This window comes from Cellulomonas triticagri, assembly GCF_003696205.1.
Lineage (GTDB): Bacteria > Actinomycetota > Actinomycetes > Actinomycetales > Cellulomonadaceae > Cellulomonas > Cellulomonas triticagri.
Genome location: NZ_RFFI01000032.1, coordinates 1 through 18,338, shown reverse-complemented (window position 1 = coordinate 18,338; position 18,338 = coordinate 1). Strand labels below are relative to the sequence as shown.

The following is an 18,338-nucleotide window of genomic DNA, read 5'->3' as shown; positions in this document are numbered from 1 at the left end:
TCAGTTGGCCCCCGAGAAGTCCTTGCGGCGCGCGACGATGGCGCGGGCCGCCATGTTCACGGCCAGGGTGATGACGAACAGGGCGAGGCCGGTGGCGATCAGCGTCGCGACGCCGGTCTGGTTGGCCTCGGGGAACTGGGCGGCGATGTTCGCGGCGATGGTCTGCTGCTTGCCGGCGACCAGGAGCTGGAACGAGTACGCGAACCCGGGCGACAGGATCATCAGCACGGCCATCGTCTCGCCGAGCGCGCGGCCCATGCCGAGCATCGCGGCGGACACGATGCCGGAGCGGGCGAACGGCAGCACGGCCATCCGGACCATCTCCCACTGCGTCGCGCCGAGGGCCAGGGCGGCCTCCTCGTGCAGGCGCGGGGTCTGCAGGAACACCTCGCGGCAGATCGCGGTGATGATCGGCAGGATCATGACGGCGAGCACCACGCCCACGGTCATCATGACGCGGCCGGTCGGCGACACGGAGCCGCCGAACAGCGGGATCCAGCCGAACCAGTCCCCGAGCCACTGCCACACCGGCGTCACCAGCGGGCTGAGCACCAGGCCGCCCCAGAGGCCGTAGACCACCGAGGGGATGGCGGCGAGCAGGTCGACCACGTAGCCGAGGGCGTTCGCGAGCCGGCGCGGCGCGTAGTGCGAGATGAACAGCGCGATGCCGATGGCGATCGGGGTCGCGATCAGCAGGGCCAGCGCGGCGGCGAGCAGCGTGCCGAACACGAGCGGCCCGACGAAGCCGAGCAGGCTGTCAGCGCGGAACCAGCTGATCCGGGAGGCGAGCTCCTCCGGGTCGGCGGTGATCGCGGGCCAGGCCCGCTGCACCAGGAAGATCGCCACGGCGGCGAGGATCACGAGGATCAGGACGCCGGCGCCGGTGGACACCCACCGGAAGACGCGGCTGCCGCCGCGGTCGCCGTGCCCGGACTTCAGGCGCTTCGCCGTCGTGCCCGCGGGGGGCGCGTCCGGGTCTGTCGAGCCCGCGGTGCGGGGCTGGGTGCTGGTCACGCTGTTCTCCAGGGGGAGGGGAGGAGAGAGGGCGTTCTTTCGTGGCTGTGGCCGGTCCACCCGGGGGCGGACCGGCCAGGGCCGGGGGTCCGGACCGGCGGGCGGGTCACGCCCGCCGGTCCGTCACCCTCAGGAAGCCAGGGTGATCGCGTCGATCGAGGCCTGGACGTCGGTGCGCAGCGCGTCGGAGATCGGCGCGGAGCCCGCGGCGGACTCGGAGGCCGCCTGGCCCTCGGCCGACGCGACGTAGGTGAGGAACGCCTTGACGAGGTCCACGTCCTCCTGGGTGTCGTACGCCTGGCAGGCGACGAGGTAGGAGGCGAGGATCAGCGGGTAGGCGCCGTCGGCCGTGGTGGTGCGGTCGATGGAGATGACGATGTCGCCCTCCTCGCGGGAGTCGTCGCGCGGCGAGGCGTCGAGCGCGGCGGCCGCGGCCTCCTCCGTCGGGGCGACGAACGCGTCACCGACACCGATCGAGACCTTGCCGAGCTCGCCGGCCTTGGAGGCGTCGGCGTAGCCGATGGTGCCCTGGCCGCTCTGGACGGTCTGGATCAGGCCGGACGTGCCCTGGCCGGACTCGCCGCCCTCGATCGGCCAGTCGCCGGAGGCCTCGTCGGCCCAGGCGCCGTTCGCCGCGGCGGACAGGTACTCGGTGAAGTTCTCGGTGGTGCCCGACTCGTCGGAGCGGTGCACCGGCGTGATCGCGGTCGCGGGCAGCGTCGCCTCCGGGTTGGCCTCGGCGATGGCCGGGTCGTCCCAGGTCGTGATGGTGCCGTTGAAGATGTTCGCGATCGTCTCGGCCGAGAGGTTCAGCTCGGTGACGCCCTCGAGGTTGAAGACGACGGCGATCGGGGAGATGTAGACCGGCAGGTCCACGGCGGAGGCGCCGAAGCAGCGCTCCTGCGCGGAGGTCAGCTCCTCCTCGTCCAGCGCGGCGTCCGAGCCGGCGAACAGCGCCGAGGCCTCGAGGAACGCCGTGCGGCCGCCACCGGAGCCGACCGGGTCGTAGGAGACGGTGACGTCGGGGTTCGCGCTCTGGAACCCGGCACGCCAGGCCTCCATGGCCGACTCCTGCGAGGAGGCACCGGCGCCGACGAGCTCACCCGCGAGGGTGCTCTCCGAGCCGGAGTCGGTGCCGCCCGTGGTGCCGGAGCCGGTCGGGTCGTCCGAACCACATGCCGTGAGGGAGAGGGCGACGACGCCAGCGAGGGCGAGGGCACCCGTACGACCGCGGTTGAGCTTCACAGTGTTGTCCGTCCTGTCGAAACGCGGCGCGCACCCGTCTGTGCGCGACCTGCCGCCGACGCTAGGGAGCGCAGGCGAACAGGTTCCCGTACGCCGGTGAACGGAGGGTGAACGACCGGACAATGCTCCGAGCGCCCCTCAGGGGCCGCCCGGAGCGGACGATCGGCTCAGGCCGGCTCGTCGTCGAGCAGCTTGTACCCGAGGCCGCGGACCGTGATCAGGAGGGTCGGCGCGCCGGGGTCGGGCTCGATCTTGGCGCGCACCCGCTTGACGTGCACGTCGAGGGTCTTGGTGTCCCCCACGTAGTCCGTGCCCCACACCCGGTCGATGAGCTGGCCGCGGGTGAGCACGCGCCCGGCGTTGCGCAGCAGCAGCTCCAGCAGCTCGAACTCCTTGAGCGGGAACGCCACCGGCTGGTCGTCCACGGTCACGGTGTGCCGCTCGACGTCCATCTTGACCGGGCCTGCGACGAGGACGCCGTCGTCGACCTCGTCCTCCTCCCCCGCGTCGCCGACCGCGACGCCGCGCCGGCGCCGCAGCACCGCCCGCACCCGGGCCAGCAGCTCGCGCGAGGAGTACGGCTTGGTGACGTAGTCGTCCGCGCCGAGCTCCAGGCCCACGACCTTGTCGATCTCGCCGTCCTTCGCGGTCAGCATGATGACCGGGACGTCGCTGGTCTGCCGGATCTGCCGGCACACCTCGGTGCCGGACAGCCCGGGGAGCATGAGGTCGAGCAGCACCAGGTCCGCCCCCTCGGCCTCGAAGGCGGCCAGGGCCTCCGGCCCGGTGGCGGCGGTGCGCACCTCGAAGCCCTCCCGGCCGAGCAGGTACGCCAGGGGGTCGCGGTACGACTCCTCGTCCTCGACGAGCAGGATGCGGGTCACGGGGTCAGGCCTCCGGTGCGGTGTCGGGGGCCGCCGCGGGTGCGGCGGCGCTCGGGGTCGGGGTGGGGCTCGAGATCGGGTCGGGCTCGTCGGCGGGGCGCGCCGCGACGGGCAGGCGCAGGGTGAACGTCGAGCCGCGACCGGGCTGCGACCACACCTGCACGTCGCCGCCGTGGTCCGCCGCGACGTGCTTGACGATGGACAGGCCCAGGCCGGTGCCGCCGGTCTCGCGGCTGCGGGCCGGGTCCACGCGGTAGAACCGCTCGAACACGCGGTCCTGCTCCTCGGCGGAGATGCCGACGCCCTGGTCCACGACGGCGATCTCCACCAGGCCGTCGCGGGTCCGCACGCCGACGCCCACGGTGGTGCCCGGCGAGGAGTACCGCACGGCGTTGTCGAGGAGGTTCCGGACCGCCTGCACGAGCATCGTGGCGTCGCCGAACACCTGCGTCCCGGTCTCGCCGCCGACGGAGAACGCCATGCTCTTCGCGGCGGCGCCGGTCTGCGCGCGGTCCACCGACTCGGCGACGACCTGGTCCACGTCGACCACGACGATGTCGTTCAGCGCCCCGGCGACCTGCAGCCGCGAGAGCTCGAGGATCTCGTGCACCAGCGCGGACAGCCGCTGCGCCTCGCCGATCATCCGGCCGGCGAACCTGCGCACGGTCTCCGGGTCGTCGGCGGCGTCCTGCACGGTCTCGGCGAGCAGCGACAGCGCGCCCACCGGGGTCTTGAGCTCGTGGGACACGTTCACCACGAAGTCCCGGCGGATCGCCTCCAGGCGGCGCGCCTGCGTGTTGTCCTCCGCGAGCACCAGCAGCTGCCCGGGGCCGACCTGGGCGACGCGCACCTGCAGCATCACGGTGCCGGGCCCGAGCGGCCCGCGCGGCAGCTCGAGCTCCTCGTCCCGGATGACCCCGGTGCGGCGCACGTCCGCGATCAGGTCCCGCACCGCGGCGTGCACGACCATGCCGTCGCGCACCACCCCGAGCGCGAACGCCGGCGGGCTCGCCCGCACGACGCGGTCCTCGTCGTCCAGCACCACCGCCGCGGAGCGCAGCACGGCGAGCACCCGCACCAGGCCGTCGTCGAGCTCCGGCTCGGGCCGGGGCGGCACGGTGCGCTGCGCGCGCTCCGAGAACCGGAACGCGAGCGTCGCGCCGATGCCGGTGACCAGACCGAGCGCACCGGCGGCCAGCACCACGAGACCGTTGAGACCCTCCACGGCGTCAGCGTACGGTCGTCCCGGGCGTGCAGCGGTCCGCGCCCCGCGATCACCAGGCCCCGCGCGGGCAGTGTTCATCTGCGTTCACCACCGGGTCGCGCGCCGTTCACCTCGATGTTCACCTCCGCGTGGGACCGTAGGCAGTCGGAACACGAGCGCGCGCCCGCCCGCGGGAGGTCGCGCGGACGAGAGGAAGCCATGCGCGAGATCTTCGACGCCGAGCTGAAGCAGGTCGGCGACGACCTGGTGGCCATGAGCCGCCGGGTCGAGCACGCCATCACGGCCGCCGGCGAGGCGCTGCTCACCCAGGACCTCGCCCTCGCGGAGTCCGTCATCGCCGACGACCTGGCCATCGACGCCCTCGAGCGCGACCTCGACGAGCGCTGCGTCCTGCTGCTCGCGCAGCAGCAGCCCGTCGCCACCGACCTGCGGGTCGTCGTCTCCGCCCTGCGGATGAGCGCCACCCTGGAGCGCATGGGCGACCTCGCCCGGCACGTCGCCCAGGTCGCGCGCGGCCGGTACCCGCACCCCGCGGTCGACCCGGCGCTGACCGGGGTGTTCACGGAGATGCACGAGGCCGCCAAGCGCGTCGCCCAGCGCACCACCCACGTGCTCACCAGCCACGACCTCGCCGAGGCCGAGGGCATCGAGCGCGACGACGACCTGCTCGACTCGCTGCACGAGGACACGTTCCGCGTCCTGCTCGGCCCCGCGTGGACCGGCACCGCGCAGCAGACCATCGACGTCACGCTGCTCGGCCGGTACTACGAGCGGTTCGGCGACCACGCGGTGTCCGTCGCGCGCCGCATCGTCTTCCTGGTGACCGGCGACTTCGCGCAGGAGCACCCCGGCGCCGCCGCGCGCTGACGCGCACGCAGGCACGGGCAGGCCCGTCTCCCTCTCGGGGAGGCGGGCCTGCCGCCTTCCCGGGAGGCAGGGCCGGGGCGCTGCGGCGCCATGTCGCGACGTGAGGGCGCACCGCCTGCTGGGACGGCGACGCGCCCACCCGGGGCCGCGACTCCGCGACCCCGCCACCCCGCACGCGCGAGGGCCCGGACCAGCAGGTGCCGGTCCGGGCCCTCGGACGGTCGGGTCAGCGACCCTGGTTCGCCACCGCGGCGATCGCGGCCTCGGCCGCGCTCGGGTCGAGGTACGTACCGCCCGGGTTCGTGGGCTTCAGCGTCTCCTCGTCCAGGTGGTAGACCAGCGGGATGCCCGTCGGGATGTTGATCCCGGCGATGGTGGCGTCGTCGACGTCGTCCAGGTACTTGACGATCGCGCGGATCGAGTTGCCGTGCGCGGCGACCAGGGTGGTCTTGCCGGCCTGCAGGTCCGGGACGATGTCGGAGTGCCAGTACGGCAGGGCGCGGTCCAGCACCTGGGCCAGGGCCTCGGCGCGCGGGATCGGCTCACCGGCGTAGCGCGGGTCGCTGTCCTGCGAGAACTCCGAGCCGAGCTCGATCTCCGGCGGCGGCACGTCGTAGGAGCGGCGCCACAGCATGAACTGCTCCTCGCCGTACTGCTCCAGCGTCTGCTTCTTGTCCTTGCCCTGCAGGTCGCCGTAGTGGCGCTCGTTCAGGCGCCACGACCGCTTGACCGGGATCCACAGGCGGTCGGCGGCGTCGAGCGCGTAGTTCGACGTCATGATCGCGCGGCGCAGCAGCGAGGTGTGCACGACGTCCGGGAGCACGCCCGCGTCGGTCAGCAGGGTGCCGCCGCGCTTGGCCTCCGCGACGCCCTTCTCGGACAGCGCGACGTCGACCCAGCCGGTGAACAGGTTCTTGGCGTTCCATTCGCTCTCGCCGTGGCGGAGCAGAACGAGGGTGTAGGTCATGGGTCCCATCCTGCCGCACGCGGGCGCAGCGCGTCGGGGGACGTTCGGCCCGCGGAACACCCGGACCCCGCGCGGGCGTTGTGCCCGGCATGCCGATCACCGGAGAGTACGTCCCGTCCCCCGACACCCGCAGCCGCGAGCAGGTCGAGCTCATCGAGAGCTCGGGCGGCACGCAGGGCACGACCATGCGCGGGATGCCCGTCGTCGTCGTGACCATGCTGGGCGCGAAGTCGGGCAAGGTCCGCAAGATCCCCGTCATGCGCGTCGAGCACGACGGCACCTACGCCGTCGTGGCCTCGCTCGGCGGCGCCCCGCAGCACCCCGTCTGGTACCACAACCTGCTCGCCCACCCGCTGGTCGAGCTGCAGGACGGCCCCGCGAAGGGCGACTACACCGTGCGCGAGGTCGAGGGCGCCGAGCGCGACCTGTGGTGGGAGCGGTCGGTGGCCGCGTACCCGGACTACGCCGATTACCAGACGAAGACCGACCGGGTGATCCCGGTGCTCGTCCTGGAGCCCGTCGCGTCCTGACCTGACCGTCAGTCCCGGGCGCGGCGCTCCGCGGCCAGGGCGTACACCTTGAGCACCTGCTCGGCGGTGGCGTCCCAGCCGTACTGCTCCGCGACCCGGCGGGCCGCGAGGCGCCACGCCCCGCGGGCCTCCGGGCGCGCGAGCGTCTCCGCGAGGACGTCCGCCCACACCGCGGGGTCGTGGCCCCGCACCTGACGGCCGCTGATGCCGTCGTGCACCACCGAGCGCAGGCCGCCCACGGCGGACGCCACCACCGGCGTCCCCGCGGCCTGCGCCTCCACCGCCACGAGCCCGAACGACTCGCTGCGCGACGGCATCGCGACCAGGTCCGCGGCGGCGAACCACCGGGCGAGCTCCGGGCGGCTCACCGGCGGGTGGAACACCACGTCGTCCGCGACGCCCTCGCTCACCGCGAGCGCCCGCAGGTCCCGCAGCGCCGTCGGGCGCCCGCTCGGCCCGCCCAGCACCACCAGCAGCGGCACCGGGCGACCGGAGCGCCGCAGCGCGCCCACGGCCCGCACCAGCACGTCCGGGGCCTTGAGCGGCTGCACCCGGCCGGCGAACAGCACCACGTCCCGGTCGACGGGCAGGCCCAGGTCCCGGCGCAGCGCGGCGCGGGCAGCGGGGTCCACGACCCCGTCGGCGCCGTGGGCGGGCGGGCGGAACGTGCTGAGGTCCACGCCGGGCGCGACGACGTGCACGAGGTCCGGCTCCGCGTCGTACATGCCGACGAGGTCCTGCGCCTCCTCCGCCGTGCTCGCGATCAGCGCGTCCGCGGCCGCGACGACCTGCTCCTCGCCGATGACGCGCGTCGCGGGCTCGGGGCTGTCGTCCGGGGCTAGCGCGGCGTTCTTCACCCGCGCCATCGTGTGCATGGTGTGCACCAGCGGCACGTCCCAGCGGTCGGCGGCGAGCCAGCCCACCTGGCCGGACAGCCAGTAGTGCGCGTGCACGACGTCGTACCAGCCCGCCGGGTGCGCGGCGGCGTGCCGGACGACGCCCGCCGTCATCGCGCACATCTGGCTCGGCAGGTCGTTCTTGTCCAGCCCCTCGTACGGGCCCGCGGGCACGTGGTGCACCAGCACCCGGTCGTCGCCCGCGTCGAGCTCGACGGTCTCCGGCAGCGCCGAGGACGTCGCGCGCGTGAAGATCTCGACCACCGCGCCCCGGCGGGCCAGCGCCCGGGACAGCTCCGCGATGTAGACGTTCATGCCGCCGGCGTCACCGGTGCCGGGCTGGTCCCGCGGGGAGGTGTGCACCGACAGCATGGCGATGCGACGCGGGTCGGACGGCACGACGGGCTCCTGCGGGACGGGGGTGGTCTCCCCCATTCTCGACCATCTGGACGGTGTCGCGCGCCGGACGTCCGTCCCGCGGGAGCACCTACGCACGCGCCCCGGCGCCCGGCTCAGGCGCGCGCGGCCCGGAAGTCGGCCTCCAGCTGCTCCAGGGAGGAGTCCCGCGTCTCCGGCAGCACGAACCGCACGAACAGCAGCGACAGCACGTTCAGGCCCGCGAACAGCAGGAACGTCCCGTTGACGCCGATCGACGCGACCACCGAGGGGAAGAAGCCGGAGATGATCGCGTTCACGGTCCAGTTGAAGAACACGCTCAGCCCGATCGCGAACCCGCGCACCCGCAGCGGGAACAGCTCGCCCAGGATCACCCAGCACAGCAGCCCCACCGACGACTGGTTGAACCCCACGAACAGCACCAGGAACGCCGACACCGCCACCGAGCGGCCCGTGCCCTCCGGGATGACCGCCGAGCACAGCGCGATCATCAGGTGCGACGCGATGATGCCGGTCAGGCCGACCAGCAGCAGGCGACGCCGGGTCACCCGGTCGATCAGCCGCAGGCCGATGAGCATGCCGACCACCGAGAACACGCCGTTCAGCACGTTCGCCATCAGCGCCACGTCGCCGCTGAACCCGGACTGCCGCAGCAGCTGCGTGCCGTAGTACATGACCGCGTTGATGCCGCCGAGCTGGTTGATCACCGCGACGCCGATGCCGATGAGGACCAGGCGGCGCACCCACGGCACCCGCAGCGCGCCCCAGGACACCCGGCCCGCGCGCTCCTCGCGCTCGGCGGCGACCAGGTCCCGCACCTCGCGGAGCTCGGCGGCGGCCCGCCCCGGGTCCCGCACCTCGCGGAGCACCGCCAGCGCCTCGTCCTCGCGGCCGCGCGCCAGCAGCCAGCGCGGCGACTCCGGCATCCGGAGCATCCCGACGAAGAGGGCCACGGCGGGCACGGCCTGCACCGCCAGCATGTACCGCCACACCGCCGGGTGGTCCGACCACACGATGCCGATCACCGCGTTGATGAGGAAGGCGGCGAGCTGCCCGACGACGATCGCGATCTCGTTGCGCCCCGAGATCGCCCCGCGGCGCTCCGTCGGCGCGAGCTCCGCCAGGTACACCGGGACCGTGATCGACGCCCCGCCGACCGCCATGCCGAGCAGGAACCGCATCGGCACCATGACCTCGGTCGACGGCGCCACCACGCTGCCGATCGCGCCGGCGAAGAACAGCACCGCGAGCGCCACCAGCGTCCGGCGGCGACCCAGCCGGTCCGCGAGCCGCCCGCACACCAGGGCGCCCAGCGCCGCGCCGACCAGCAGGCTGCTGGTGACCAGGCCCTCGGTCGCCGGGGTGAGCCCGAGGTCCGCGACCATCGGCTCCAGGGCGCCGTTGATGACGCCGGTGTCGTAGCCGAACAGCAGGCCGCCGAACGTCGCGACGACGGTGATGACGTCGAGGCGGCGCAGGTGCGGGCCGGGCATGATCGGCGGCAGCGTGCGGCCGGCGGGCGCGCCGGGCACGTCAGGCACGGCGGGCGTGGGTGGGGTCGTCATGCGACCACCACGCACGCGGGCGCGGGCAGCGGCACCCGGTGGCTGACCGCTCCGTCACGGAGCACGGTCAGGGAGTCCCCGACCTGGTCCGCGACGACGGTGCAGCCCTCGACGACCGCGAAGTGCCGGGGCCACGCACCGGGCAACGCGACCTGCCCCGCCGGGGCGAGGGTGCCGTCGGGCGCGGCGGCGAACGTCGCGAGCACGTCGGGCCCGCGGGTCGCGACGAGCACCCGGTCGCCGACGCGGTCGATGTGCGACGGCAGGGGTGTCCCGGCGGGGGTGGCCCCCTCCTCCAGGGCGGGCACGTGCTGCACGACGTGGCCGGTCGCGCGCTCGACGTCCCACGCCAGCACCGCCACCGTGACGTCGAGCTCGCAGGTCACGTACGCGATCCGGCCGTCCGCCGAGAACACCAGGTGCCGGGGCCCGGACCCGGGGCGCAGCGTCGCGGCGACGCCGGCCTCGGTGAGCCGCCCGGTCTGCGGGTCGCGGCGGTACCGGCGGATCTCGTCGGTCCCGAGGTCGCAGACCAGCACGTGCGTGCCGCCGGGCGCGAGCGCCGCGTGGTGCGCGTGCGGCCCCTCCTGGCGCTCCGTCACCGGACCGGACCCGGTGTGCCCGAAGGTCTGCACGGGCCCGTCGCCGAGCGGGGCCGCCGGGTCGTCGGTGCGGTCGAGCACGACGAGGGTGCCCGAGGAGTAGTTGGCCACGAACGCCGTGCGCCCCGAGGGGTCGAGCAGCACGTGGCACGGGTCGGCGCCGCCGCTGGGCACGGTGCCGAGCGGGTCGAGGGTACGGCTGCCGGGCGTCCCCGCCGTGCGGAACGCCGTCACCGTCCCCGCGGCGTCCTCGCCGACGGCGAGCAGCAGGTCGGCGCGTCGGTCGACGGCGAGGAACGACGGCGCGGGCGTCGTCGCGGCGAGCACCGGGTCGGTCAGGCGACCGGTCTCCGGGTCGAGGGACACGCGCCACACCCCCTCGCCCCGGCCCGCGGGCGTGCCGGCTCCGGCCGAGGGGTACGTCCCGATCCACAGGTCGCGCAGGTGCTCCGTCACGGCGAGGACTGTACGCACCCCGCGCCACCCCATCGAACCCAGGGGCGGGACCGGGGGTCAGGGAGCGGGCGGGAGCCAGGCGCTGGGGTCGTCGGCCACCGCGCGCAGGACGACCAGCGCCGCGCCGGTCATGGCGGCGTGGGCGCCGCCCGCGGCGACGCCGACCTGGGCCCGCGCCCACGGGGCCGACAGCACCCGGGTGCGCAGCTGGGCGGTGACGGCCTCGGCGAGCCACGGGGCCAGCGGTGCGTAGATGCCGCCGAGGACGACGCGCTCGACGTCGACCAGGTTCACCACGTTGGCGAGCGCCAGCCCGAGCGCCTCGCCCCCGGAGACCAGCGCGCGGGCCGCGCCCTCGTCCCCGGCCGCCGCGGCGGCGAGCAGCGCGTCGACGGGGTCCTCGACGTCCCGGCCCGCGGCGCGCAGCAGCGCGTCCTTGCCCGCGTACTGCTCGAGGCAGCCGCTCGCCCCGCAGGTGCACCGGGGGCCGCGGGGGTCGACGACGGTGTGGCCGAGCTCGCCGCCCCAGCCGTGCCGCCCGGCGAACACCTCGCCGTCGAGCACGAGGGCCGCGCCGATGCCGACCTCGCCGGACACGTAGAGGAAGCTGTCGCCCGCGACCCCGGCCCGGACCTCGGCCCGGGCGGCCAGGTCAGCCTCGTTCGCGAGCCGCACGGTCAGCCCGTCGACCTCGGGGTGCGCGGTGAGCAGCGCGGCGACGTCGACGTCCCGCCAGCCGAGGTTGGGGGCGAGCCGCAGCGGGCCGGTGACGCGGTCGACCAGCCCGGGCAGGGCGAGGCAGAGCCCGGCGGTGCGGGCGTCCGACGGGACGGCGGCGCGCACGCGCCCGACGAGCCGGGCGAGCCGGGCGAGGACGGCGGCGGGGTCGCTGTGCCGGAAGTCGCCGTCCTCGACGGTGTGCGCGAGGACGTCCCCCGCGAGGTCGAGCGCGCGCACGCCCACGTAGTCGACGTTGACCTCGGCGCCGAGGGCGACGACGGTGCCGCGCGCGGGCACGAGGGGGACGGCGGGGCGCCCAGCACGGGCGGTGGCGGTCGGCGGCAGCTCGGCCACGAGGCGGGCGCCGATCAGCAGGTCCACCAGGGCGGACACCGCGCCGCGGGTCAGTCCGGTGGCGGTCGCGACCTCGGCCCGGGAGGGCGGCGCGGCGGGGGCGTCGAGGACGTGCCGCAGCACCAGCGCGAGGTTGTGCTCGCGCAGCGTCCCCTGCCGCGCGGGCGCACGGCGGCGGGCCTGCGTCACGCTCGGGCCGGGGGTCGTCACGCGGTTGACCCTAACCCGGGCCGCGTATAAGTTCATCGGCAAGACAAACCGCAGTCCCTCGACGAGGAGTGATGATGGTCCGCACGCCCACCCCCGCTGACAAGTTCTCGTTCGGCCTCTGGACCGTGGGCTGGAACGCCCAGGACCAGTTCGGCAGCGCCAGCCGCCCGTGGCTGGACCCGGTGGAGTCGGTGCACCAGCTCGCCGAGCTCGGCGCCGCGCACGTGACGTTCCACGACGACGACGTCGTGCCGTTCGGCTCCGACGCCGCCGAGCGCGACCGCATCCTCGCCCGGTTCAAGCAGGCGCTGTCCGACACCGGGATCACCGTCGAGATGGTCACCACCAACACGTTCGGGCACCCGATCTTCAAGGACGGCGCGTTCACGTCGAACGACCGCCGGGTGCGCCGCTACGGCCTCCGGAAGGTCATCCGGAACGTCGACCTGGCGGCCGAGCTCGGCGCCGACACGTTCGTGATGTGGGGCGGGCGCGAGGGCGCGGAGTACGACTCCGCGAAGGACCTGAATGCCGCGCACGACCGGTACGCCGAGGGCATCGACACGGTCGCGGCGTACATCAAGGAGAAGGGCTACGGGCTGCGCATCGCCATCGAGCCGAAGCCCAACGAGCCGCGCGGCGACATCCTGCTGCCGACCATCGGCCACGCGCTCGGCCTCATCGCGAAGCTGGAGCACGGCGACATCGTCGGCCTCAACCCGGAGACCGGGCACGAGCAGATGGCGGGCCTCAACTACACGTCGGGCATCGCCGAGGCGCTGTGGGCGGGCAAGCTGTTCCACATCGACCTGAACGGCCAGCGGTCCATCAAGTACGACCAGGACCTCGTGTTCGGCCACGGCGACCTGTTCTCCGCGTTCGCGACCGTGGACCTCATCGAGAACGGCTTCCCGTCCGGCGGCCCCCGCTACGACGGCCCCCGGCACTTCGACTACAAGCCGTCGCGCACCGAGGACTTCCAGGGCGTGTGGGACTCGGCCGCCGCGAACATGGCGACCTACCTGCTGCTCAAGGAGCGCGCCCAGGCGTTCCGCGCCGACCCCGAGGTGCAGGAGGCCCTGGAGGCCGCCGGCGTGCTCGAGCTCGCGCAGCCCACCCTCGGCGAGGGCGAGACGCTGGCGGACCTGCTGGCGGACCGCAGCGCGTTCGAGGACTTCGACGTGGACGGCGTCGCCGCCCGCGGCTTCGGCTTCGTCCGCCTCAACCAGCTGGCCCTCGAGCACGCCCTCGGCGCCCGCTGAGCCGATCCCCCGACGAGGTCGAGGGTTCCGCGCGAGGTCGAGGGTTCTGCACCCTCGATCCACGTGGAACCCTCGACCTCGGCACATCCCCCCTGAGCGAGGACGCTGAGACATGGCTCTGGTTGCTGGTGTGGACTCCTCCACGCAGTCCTGCAAGGTCGTCGTGCGCGACGCCGACACCGGGGCGCTGGTGCGCACCGGGCGGGCGTCGCACCCCGACGGCACCGAGATCCACCCCCGGCACTGGTGGGACGCCCTGGAGTCCGCCGTGCGCGACGCGGGCGGGCTGGACGACGTCGAGGCCGTGGCCGTCGGCGGCCAGCAGCACGGCATGGTCGCGCTCGACGCGGACGGCGAGGTCGTCCGGGACGCGCTGCTGTGGAACGACACCCGGTCCGCGCCCGCCGCCGCCGACCTGATCGCGGAGCTCGGCGCGGAGGCGCCTGACGGCGACGGGGCGCGCGCCTGGGCCGAGGCCATCGGCTCCGTGCCGGTCGCGTCGCTGACCGTGACCAAGCTGCGCTGGCTGCGCGACGAGGAGCCCGACGCCGCCGCCCGGGTCGCGGCCGTCGCGCTCCCCCACGACTGGCTGACCTGGCGGCTCGCGGGTCACGGGCCCGGGTCTGGTGGCCTGGACGCGCTCACCACCGACCGCTCCGACGCGTCGGGGACGGGCTACTGGTCGCCGTTCACCGAGGACTACCGTCGCGACCTGCTGGAGCGCGCGCTCGGGCACGACGCCGCCCTGCCGCGGGTCGTCCCCGCCCACGAGGTCGCCGCCCGCGCCGCGGGCGGCGGGCTGCTGCGCGCCGGCACGCTGCTCGGCCCCGGCGCGGGCGACAACGCCGCGGCCGCCCTGGGTCTCGGCATGGTGGCGGGTGACGTCGCGATCTCGATCGGGACGTCCGGGGTGGTGTCCGCGGTGTCCGCGACGCCCACCGCCGACGGCTCCGGGCTGGTCACCGGGTTCGCGGACGCCACCGGCGCGTACCTGCCGCTGGCCTGCACGCTCAACGCCTCGCGGGTGCTCGACGCCGCCGCCCGGATGCTCGGCGTCGACCACGCCGGGCTGTCCGCGCTCGCGCTGTCCGCCCCCGCCGGGGCCGACGGCCTCGTCCTCGTGCCGTACCTGGAGGGCGAGCGCACCCCGAACAAGCCGGACGCCACCGGCGCCCTGCACGGGATGCGGCTGGCGAACACCACCCCGGCGCACCTCGCCCGCGCCGCCGTCGAGGGCATGCTGTGCGCGCTCGCCGACGGGCTGGACGCGCTGCGCGCGCAGGGCGTGCCGGTCGAGCGCCTGTTCCTCATCGGCGGCGGTGCGCAGTCCGAGGCGGTGCGGGCCCTCGCACCCGCCGTGCTCGGTGCGCCGGTGACAGTGCCCACGCCCGGCGAGTACGTGGCCGACGGCGCCGCCCGGCAGGCGGCGTGGGTCCGTGCCGCCTCCGACCAGCCCCCGACGTGGACCGCCGCAGGCCAGGCCGAGGTGCGCGAGGCGGACCCGACCCCCCAGGTCCGCGCCCGCTACGCCGAGGCCCGGGACCTGACGGTCCCCCGGCCTTAAGGCCCCGGACGTGCGACGGCCCGGCACCCCACCAGGGGGTGCCGGGCCGTCGTCGTGCGGGATCAGCCCTGCGCGGCCTCGTAGGCCTCGCGGATCTCGGCGGAGATGCGGCCCCGCTCGGAGACCTCGAAGCCGTTCTCCTTCGCCCAGGCGCGCACGGCACCGGCGTCGGAGGAGCGGCGCGGGCGGCTGGCGCCCGAGGAGGAGCGGCCGGACGAGGCGCGGCCGCCGACCTTGCGGGCGTGCCCGACCCAGGTCGCGAGCGCGTCGCGCAGCTCGGCGGCGTGCGCGGTCGTCAGGTCGATCTCGTAGGAGACGCCGTCGAGCGCGAACGTCACCGTCTCGTCAGCGGTGCCGCCGTCGATGTCGTCCACGAGCAGGACCTGAACCTTCTGAGCCATTCGTCGCCCTCCAGAGCTGTCGGTTGCCGCGTGCCCCCGGTTCTCCGAGCGGCAAGAATCGTGCCTTCGGGAAAGAGCATGGCACCCGGAATGGGGCGGCGTCAAAGACCTGGGGTCAACGCGTCAGATTTCGGGCGCGTTCTGCGGGGAATTCGCGTCCTTCGCGGCGGCTTTCTCGGCCGCATCCATGCGGGCAAGGGCGGCGCGTTCCGTGCGATCGGCGTTCATCAACGCGCGGATCGCGATCCAGAAGATCACCCCGACGCCGACCGAAGGCAGCAGGGCGGCGAGGACCGGTCCGATGTTCATACCGACCAGCCTACGCCGCGGAATACGCTCACCAAGGCCGCGCTTCTCAGCCCTGAGGCTTCACGAGCGGGAACAGGATGGTCTCCCGGATGCCCAGGCCGGTCAGCGCCATCAGCAGCCGGTCGACGCCCATGCCCATGCCGCCGGTGGGCGGCAGCGCGTACTCGACGGCGGCGAGGAAGTCCTCGTCCAGCTGCATCGCCTCGTCGTCGCCCGCCGCCGCGAGCACGGCCTGCGCCTCGAACCGCTGCCGCTGCACGACGGGGTCGACGAGCTCGGAGTACGCGGTCGCGAGCTCGAAGCCGCGGACGTACAGGTCCCACTTCTCGACCTGGCCGGGGATGCTGCGGTGGTCGCGGGTCAGCGGGCTGGTCTCCACCGGGAAGTCGCGCACGAACGTCGGCGCGTGCAGGTGGTCGCCGACCAGGTGCTCCCAGACGACCTCGACGAGCTTGCCGTGGCTGACCCGCTTCGGGTCGAGCTGCACGTCGAGGCGGTCCGCGATGCCCTGCAGGTGCGCGACCGAGGTCTGCGGGGTGATCTCCTCGCCCAGCGCCTCGGACAGCGAGCCGTACATGGTGAGCTGCGCCCAGTCGCCGCCGAGCTCGTACTGCTCGCCGTCGGGCAGCGTGATCGTGGTGGTGCCGAGGACGTCCTGCGCGGCGGTCTGCACCAGGTCGCGCGTGAGGGCGGCCATGGTGTCGTAGTCGCCGTAGGCCTCGTACGCCTCCAGCATCGCGAACTCCGGCGAGTGCGTGGAGTCCGCGCCCTCGTTGCGGAAGTTCCGGTTGATCTCGAAGACGCGCTCCAGACCGCCGACGGCCGCGCGCTTGAGGAACAGCTCCGGCGCGATCCGCAGGTACAGGTCGATGTCGAACGCGTTCATGTGCGTGACGAACGGGCGCGCGGCCGCGCCGCCGGGCTGCGTCTGCAGCATCGGCGTCTCGACCTCGAGGTAGCCGCGGCGGTGGAAGTTCTCCCGCAGCGACCGCACGACCCCGGCGCGCAGCCGGACGGCGTCGCGCGCGGCGGGCCGGACGATGAGGTCGACGTAGCGCTGCCGGACCCGGAGCTCCTCGGAGAGCTCGGGGGCCTCCTCGTCGCCCTTGCCGTACAGGTTAGGCAGCGGGCGCAGCGACTTGGCGGCGAGCTGCCAGGAGTCCGCCATCACGGAGAGCTCGCCGCGCCGCGAGGCCACGACGGTGCCGTGCACGAACAGGTGGTCGCCGAGGTCGACGTCCGCCTTGAACGCCGCGAGGCGGTCCTCGCCGACGTTCGCGAGGCTGAGCATCGCCTGCAGGCGGTTGCCCTCGCCGTCCTGGAGCGTGGCGAAGCAGAGCTTGCCGGTGTTGCGCAGGAACACCACGCGGCCCGCGACGCCGACGACGTCCTCGGTCTCCTGACCCGGCTCCAGGTCGGGGTGCGCGGCGCGCACCTGCGCGATCGTGTGGCTGCGCGGCACGCCGACCGGGTAGGGCTCGACGCCCTCGGCCAGCATGCGGTCCCGCTTCTCGCGACGGACCCGGAGCTGCTCCGGGAGGTCGTCGGCGGTCACGGGCGCTGCGGGCGTGGGGTCGGTCACCCGGCGATCCTATCGAGCGTCGCGGGTGCCCCCGGCCACGCGCGGCGCCGGGCCGACCTCAGGCGGGCGGGTGCACGCCCTCGACCAGGTCGAGCGCCAGGTCGAGGATCGGCGAGGAGTGCGTGAGCGCCCCGACGGACAGGTAGTCGACCCCGGTGGCGGCGACCTCGGCGGCCCGGTCGAGCGTGAGGTTGCCGGTGGCCTCGAGCTCGACCCGGCCCGTGGTGGCCTCCCCCGCACGCACGGCCGCGACGGTCTCCGCCAGCACCGGCGTCGGCATGTTGTCGAGCAGCAGGAACCGCGCTCCGACGGCCACGGCCTCCAGCGCCTGGGCGGTGGTGTCGGCCTCGACCTGGATCGCGACGTCCGGGAACCGCGCGCGCACCGCCCGCACCGCCGCCGCGACGCCGCCTGCCGCGACCACGTGGTTGTCCTTGACCATCGCGACGTCGTGCAGCCCCATGCGCTTGTTGGTGCCGCCGCCGCGCCGGACCGCGTACTTCTCGAGCTCGCGCAGGCCCGGGGTGGTCTTGCGGGTGTCGAGCACCTGCGCGCCGGTGCCCGCGAGCGCGTCGGCCCAGCGGCGGGTGTGCGTGGCGACGCCGGAGGCGCGGGACGCGAGGTTGAGCGCGGTGCGCTCGGCGACCAGCAGCGCCTGCACCGGCCCGGTGAGCACCGCGAGCACGTCCCCGCGGACCACGGCGGTGCCGTCGGGCACCCGCTGGTCGACCGTCGCGGGCGCGAGGCCGAGCCGCTCGGTGACCTGGGCCAGCACCTCGGCGACCACCGGCAGGCCCGCGACCACGCCGGCCTCGCGGGCCACGAGGTGCGCGACGCCCGGGACGTCGGGCGCGACCGTCGCCTGCGTGGTGACGTCCCGGCCGGGCGCCGCCCCCAGGTCCTCGTCCAGCGCGAGCGCGACGGTGCGGGTCAGCCAGGTGGGGTCGAGCGCATCGGTCACCCGACCACCCTAGGGGCGGCGCGGCCCGACTCAGACCAGCGGCGTCGGGTCCTCGACCAGCGTGCCGTCCGGGGCCAGGCGGGCCTCGACGCGCAGCAGCCACCGGGCGTCGTCCCGCTCCGGGTGGTCGCTGCGCAGGTGCCCGCCGCGGGTCTCCCGGCGCGTCGCCGCCGTCGCGGCGAGCACCGTCGCGACCTGGTGCACGTTCGTGGTCTCCCACTCCGCGACCTGCGGGGCCGCCACCGGCGCGTCGCCGCCCGCCCCGTCGGGGGTGCGGTGCGCGTCGGTCCGCACGGCCGCGAGCGCCGCCGACGCCGCCGCCAGCCCC

The 18,338-nt window shown here is 74.7% G+C and carries 17 protein-coding genes and 1 pseudogene; 4 read left to right on the top strand and 14 right to left on the bottom strand.

Annotated elements, in window-relative coordinates:
* The 4 genes from pstC to EBM89_RS07680 all read right to left on the bottom strand — a co-directional run bounded on the left by pstC (position 1) and on the right by EBM89_RS07680 (position 4,368).
* Positions 1-1,014 (bottom strand): phosphate ABC transporter permease subunit PstC, encoded by a 1,014-nt coding sequence (gene pstC / locus EBM89_RS07695; protein WP_122148864.1) that lies wholly within the window; start codon positions 1,012-1,014, stop codon positions 1-3.
* Positions 1,015-1,143: 129 nt separating this feature from the next.
* Complete coding sequence (gene pstS, locus EBM89_RS07690; RefSeq protein WP_122148863.1) at positions 1,144-2,259, bottom strand: phosphate ABC transporter substrate-binding protein PstS; 1,116 nt, start codon at positions 2,257-2,259, stop codon at positions 1,144-1,146.
* A gap of 167 nt (positions 2,260-2,426) precedes the next feature.
* Positions 2,427-3,143: a response regulator gene (locus EBM89_RS07685; RefSeq protein WP_122148862.1), complete on the bottom strand. Its 717-nt coding sequence runs from the start codon at positions 3,141-3,143 to the stop codon at positions 2,427-2,429.
* A 4-nt stretch (positions 3,144-3,147) separates the two neighbouring features.
* On the bottom strand, positions 3,148-4,368 hold the full coding sequence (locus EBM89_RS07680; RefSeq protein ID WP_122148861.1) for a sensor histidine kinase: 1,221 nt from the start codon (positions 4,366-4,368) through the stop codon (positions 3,148-3,150).
* Between the two features lie 198 nt (positions 4,369-4,566).
* Between EBM89_RS07680 and phoU the strand changes: the two genes are divergently transcribed.
* Entirely contained in the window at positions 4,567-5,235 is a 669-nt protein-coding gene (gene phoU, locus EBM89_RS07675) for a phosphate signaling complex protein PhoU (RefSeq protein WP_122148860.1), read from the top strand.
* A gap of 226 nt (positions 5,236-5,461) precedes the next feature.
* Here the strand turns inward: phoU and EBM89_RS07670 are convergent, their stop codons facing one another.
* Complete coding sequence (locus EBM89_RS07670; RefSeq protein ID WP_122148859.1) at positions 5,462-6,202, bottom strand: phosphoglyceromutase; 741 nt, start codon at positions 6,200-6,202, stop codon at positions 5,462-5,464.
* Positions 6,203-6,291: 89 nt separating this feature from the next.
* Here EBM89_RS07670 and EBM89_RS07665 point away from each other — a divergent pair, with 89 nt between their 5' ends.
* On the top strand, positions 6,292-6,732 hold the full coding sequence (locus tag EBM89_RS07665; protein WP_122148881.1) for a nitroreductase family deazaflavin-dependent oxidoreductase: 441 nt from the start codon (positions 6,292-6,294) through the stop codon (positions 6,730-6,732).
* Positions 6,733-6,740: 8 nt separating this feature from the next.
* Here the strand turns inward: EBM89_RS07665 and mshA are convergent, their stop codons facing one another.
* From mshA to EBM89_RS07645, 4 genes are all read right to left on the bottom strand, one after another.
* A complete protein-coding gene (mshA, locus tag EBM89_RS07660; RefSeq protein ID WP_122148858.1) occupies positions 6,741-8,063 on the bottom strand; it encodes a D-inositol-3-phosphate glycosyltransferase in 1,323 nt (440 codons plus the stop codon).
* A 77-nt stretch (positions 8,064-8,140) separates the two neighbouring features.
* A complete protein-coding gene (locus EBM89_RS07655) occupies positions 8,141-9,589 on the bottom strand; it encodes a sugar porter family MFS transporter (RefSeq protein WP_122148857.1) in 1,449 nt (482 codons plus the stop codon).
* The gene (locus EBM89_RS07650) at positions 9,586-10,647 is read right to left on the bottom strand and encodes a lactonase family protein (RefSeq protein ID WP_233571611.1); all 1,062 of its coding nucleotides are present in this window, start codon (positions 10,645-10,647) and stop codon (positions 9,586-9,588) included. Before EBM89_RS07650 ends, EBM89_RS07655 begins: the two co-directional genes overlap by 4 nt.
* 57 nt (positions 10,648-10,704) lie before the next feature.
* Positions 10,705-11,931 carry an ROK family transcriptional regulator gene (locus EBM89_RS07645; protein ID WP_233571610.1) on the bottom strand — a complete coding sequence of 409 codons (1,227 nt, stop codon included), beginning with the start codon at positions 11,929-11,931 and terminating at the stop codon, positions 10,705-10,707.
* A gap of 74 nt (positions 11,932-12,005) precedes the next feature.
* Here EBM89_RS07645 and xylA point away from each other — a divergent pair, with 74 nt between their 5' ends.
* On the top strand, positions 12,006-13,193 hold the full coding sequence (gene xylA / locus EBM89_RS07640; protein ID WP_122148854.1) for a xylose isomerase: 1,188 nt from the start codon (positions 12,006-12,008) through the stop codon (positions 13,191-13,193).
* A 112-nt stretch (positions 13,194-13,305) separates the two neighbouring features.
* Entirely contained in the window at positions 13,306-14,757 is a 1,452-nt protein-coding gene (gene xylB / locus EBM89_RS07635; protein WP_122148853.1) for a xylulokinase, read from the top strand.
* A gap of 62 nt (positions 14,758-14,819) precedes the next feature.
* On the opposite strand, the gene EBM89_RS07630 is transcribed toward xylB, so the two are convergent.
* From EBM89_RS07630 to EBM89_RS07610, 5 genes and pseudogenes are all read right to left on the bottom strand, one after another.
* Positions 14,820-15,158, bottom strand: a complete 339-nt coding sequence (locus tag EBM89_RS07630) for a histone-like nucleoid-structuring protein Lsr2 (RefSeq protein ID WP_122148852.1) — start codon at positions 15,156-15,158, stop codon at positions 14,820-14,822.
* 123 nt (positions 15,159-15,281) lie between these two features.
* Entirely contained in the window at positions 15,282-15,467 is a 186-nt protein-coding gene (locus EBM89_RS07625; protein WP_122148851.1) for a hypothetical protein, read from the bottom strand.
* A 46-nt stretch (positions 15,468-15,513) separates the two neighbouring features.
* Positions 15,514-17,049 (bottom strand): lysine--tRNA ligase, encoded by a 1,536-nt coding sequence (gene lysS, locus EBM89_RS07620; protein ID WP_122148850.1) that lies wholly within the window; start codon positions 17,047-17,049, stop codon positions 15,514-15,516.
* A 58-nt stretch (positions 17,050-17,107) separates the two neighbouring features.
* Positions 17,108-18,010, bottom strand: coding sequence for a carboxylating nicotinate-nucleotide diphosphorylase (gene nadC, locus EBM89_RS07615; RefSeq protein WP_122148849.1), 903 nt, complete (start codon positions 18,008-18,010; stop codon positions 17,108-17,110).
* Positions 18,011-18,040: 30 nt separating this feature from the next.
* Positions 18,041-18,338: pseudogene (locus EBM89_RS07610) on the bottom strand (L-aspartate oxidase); the annotation flags it as partial.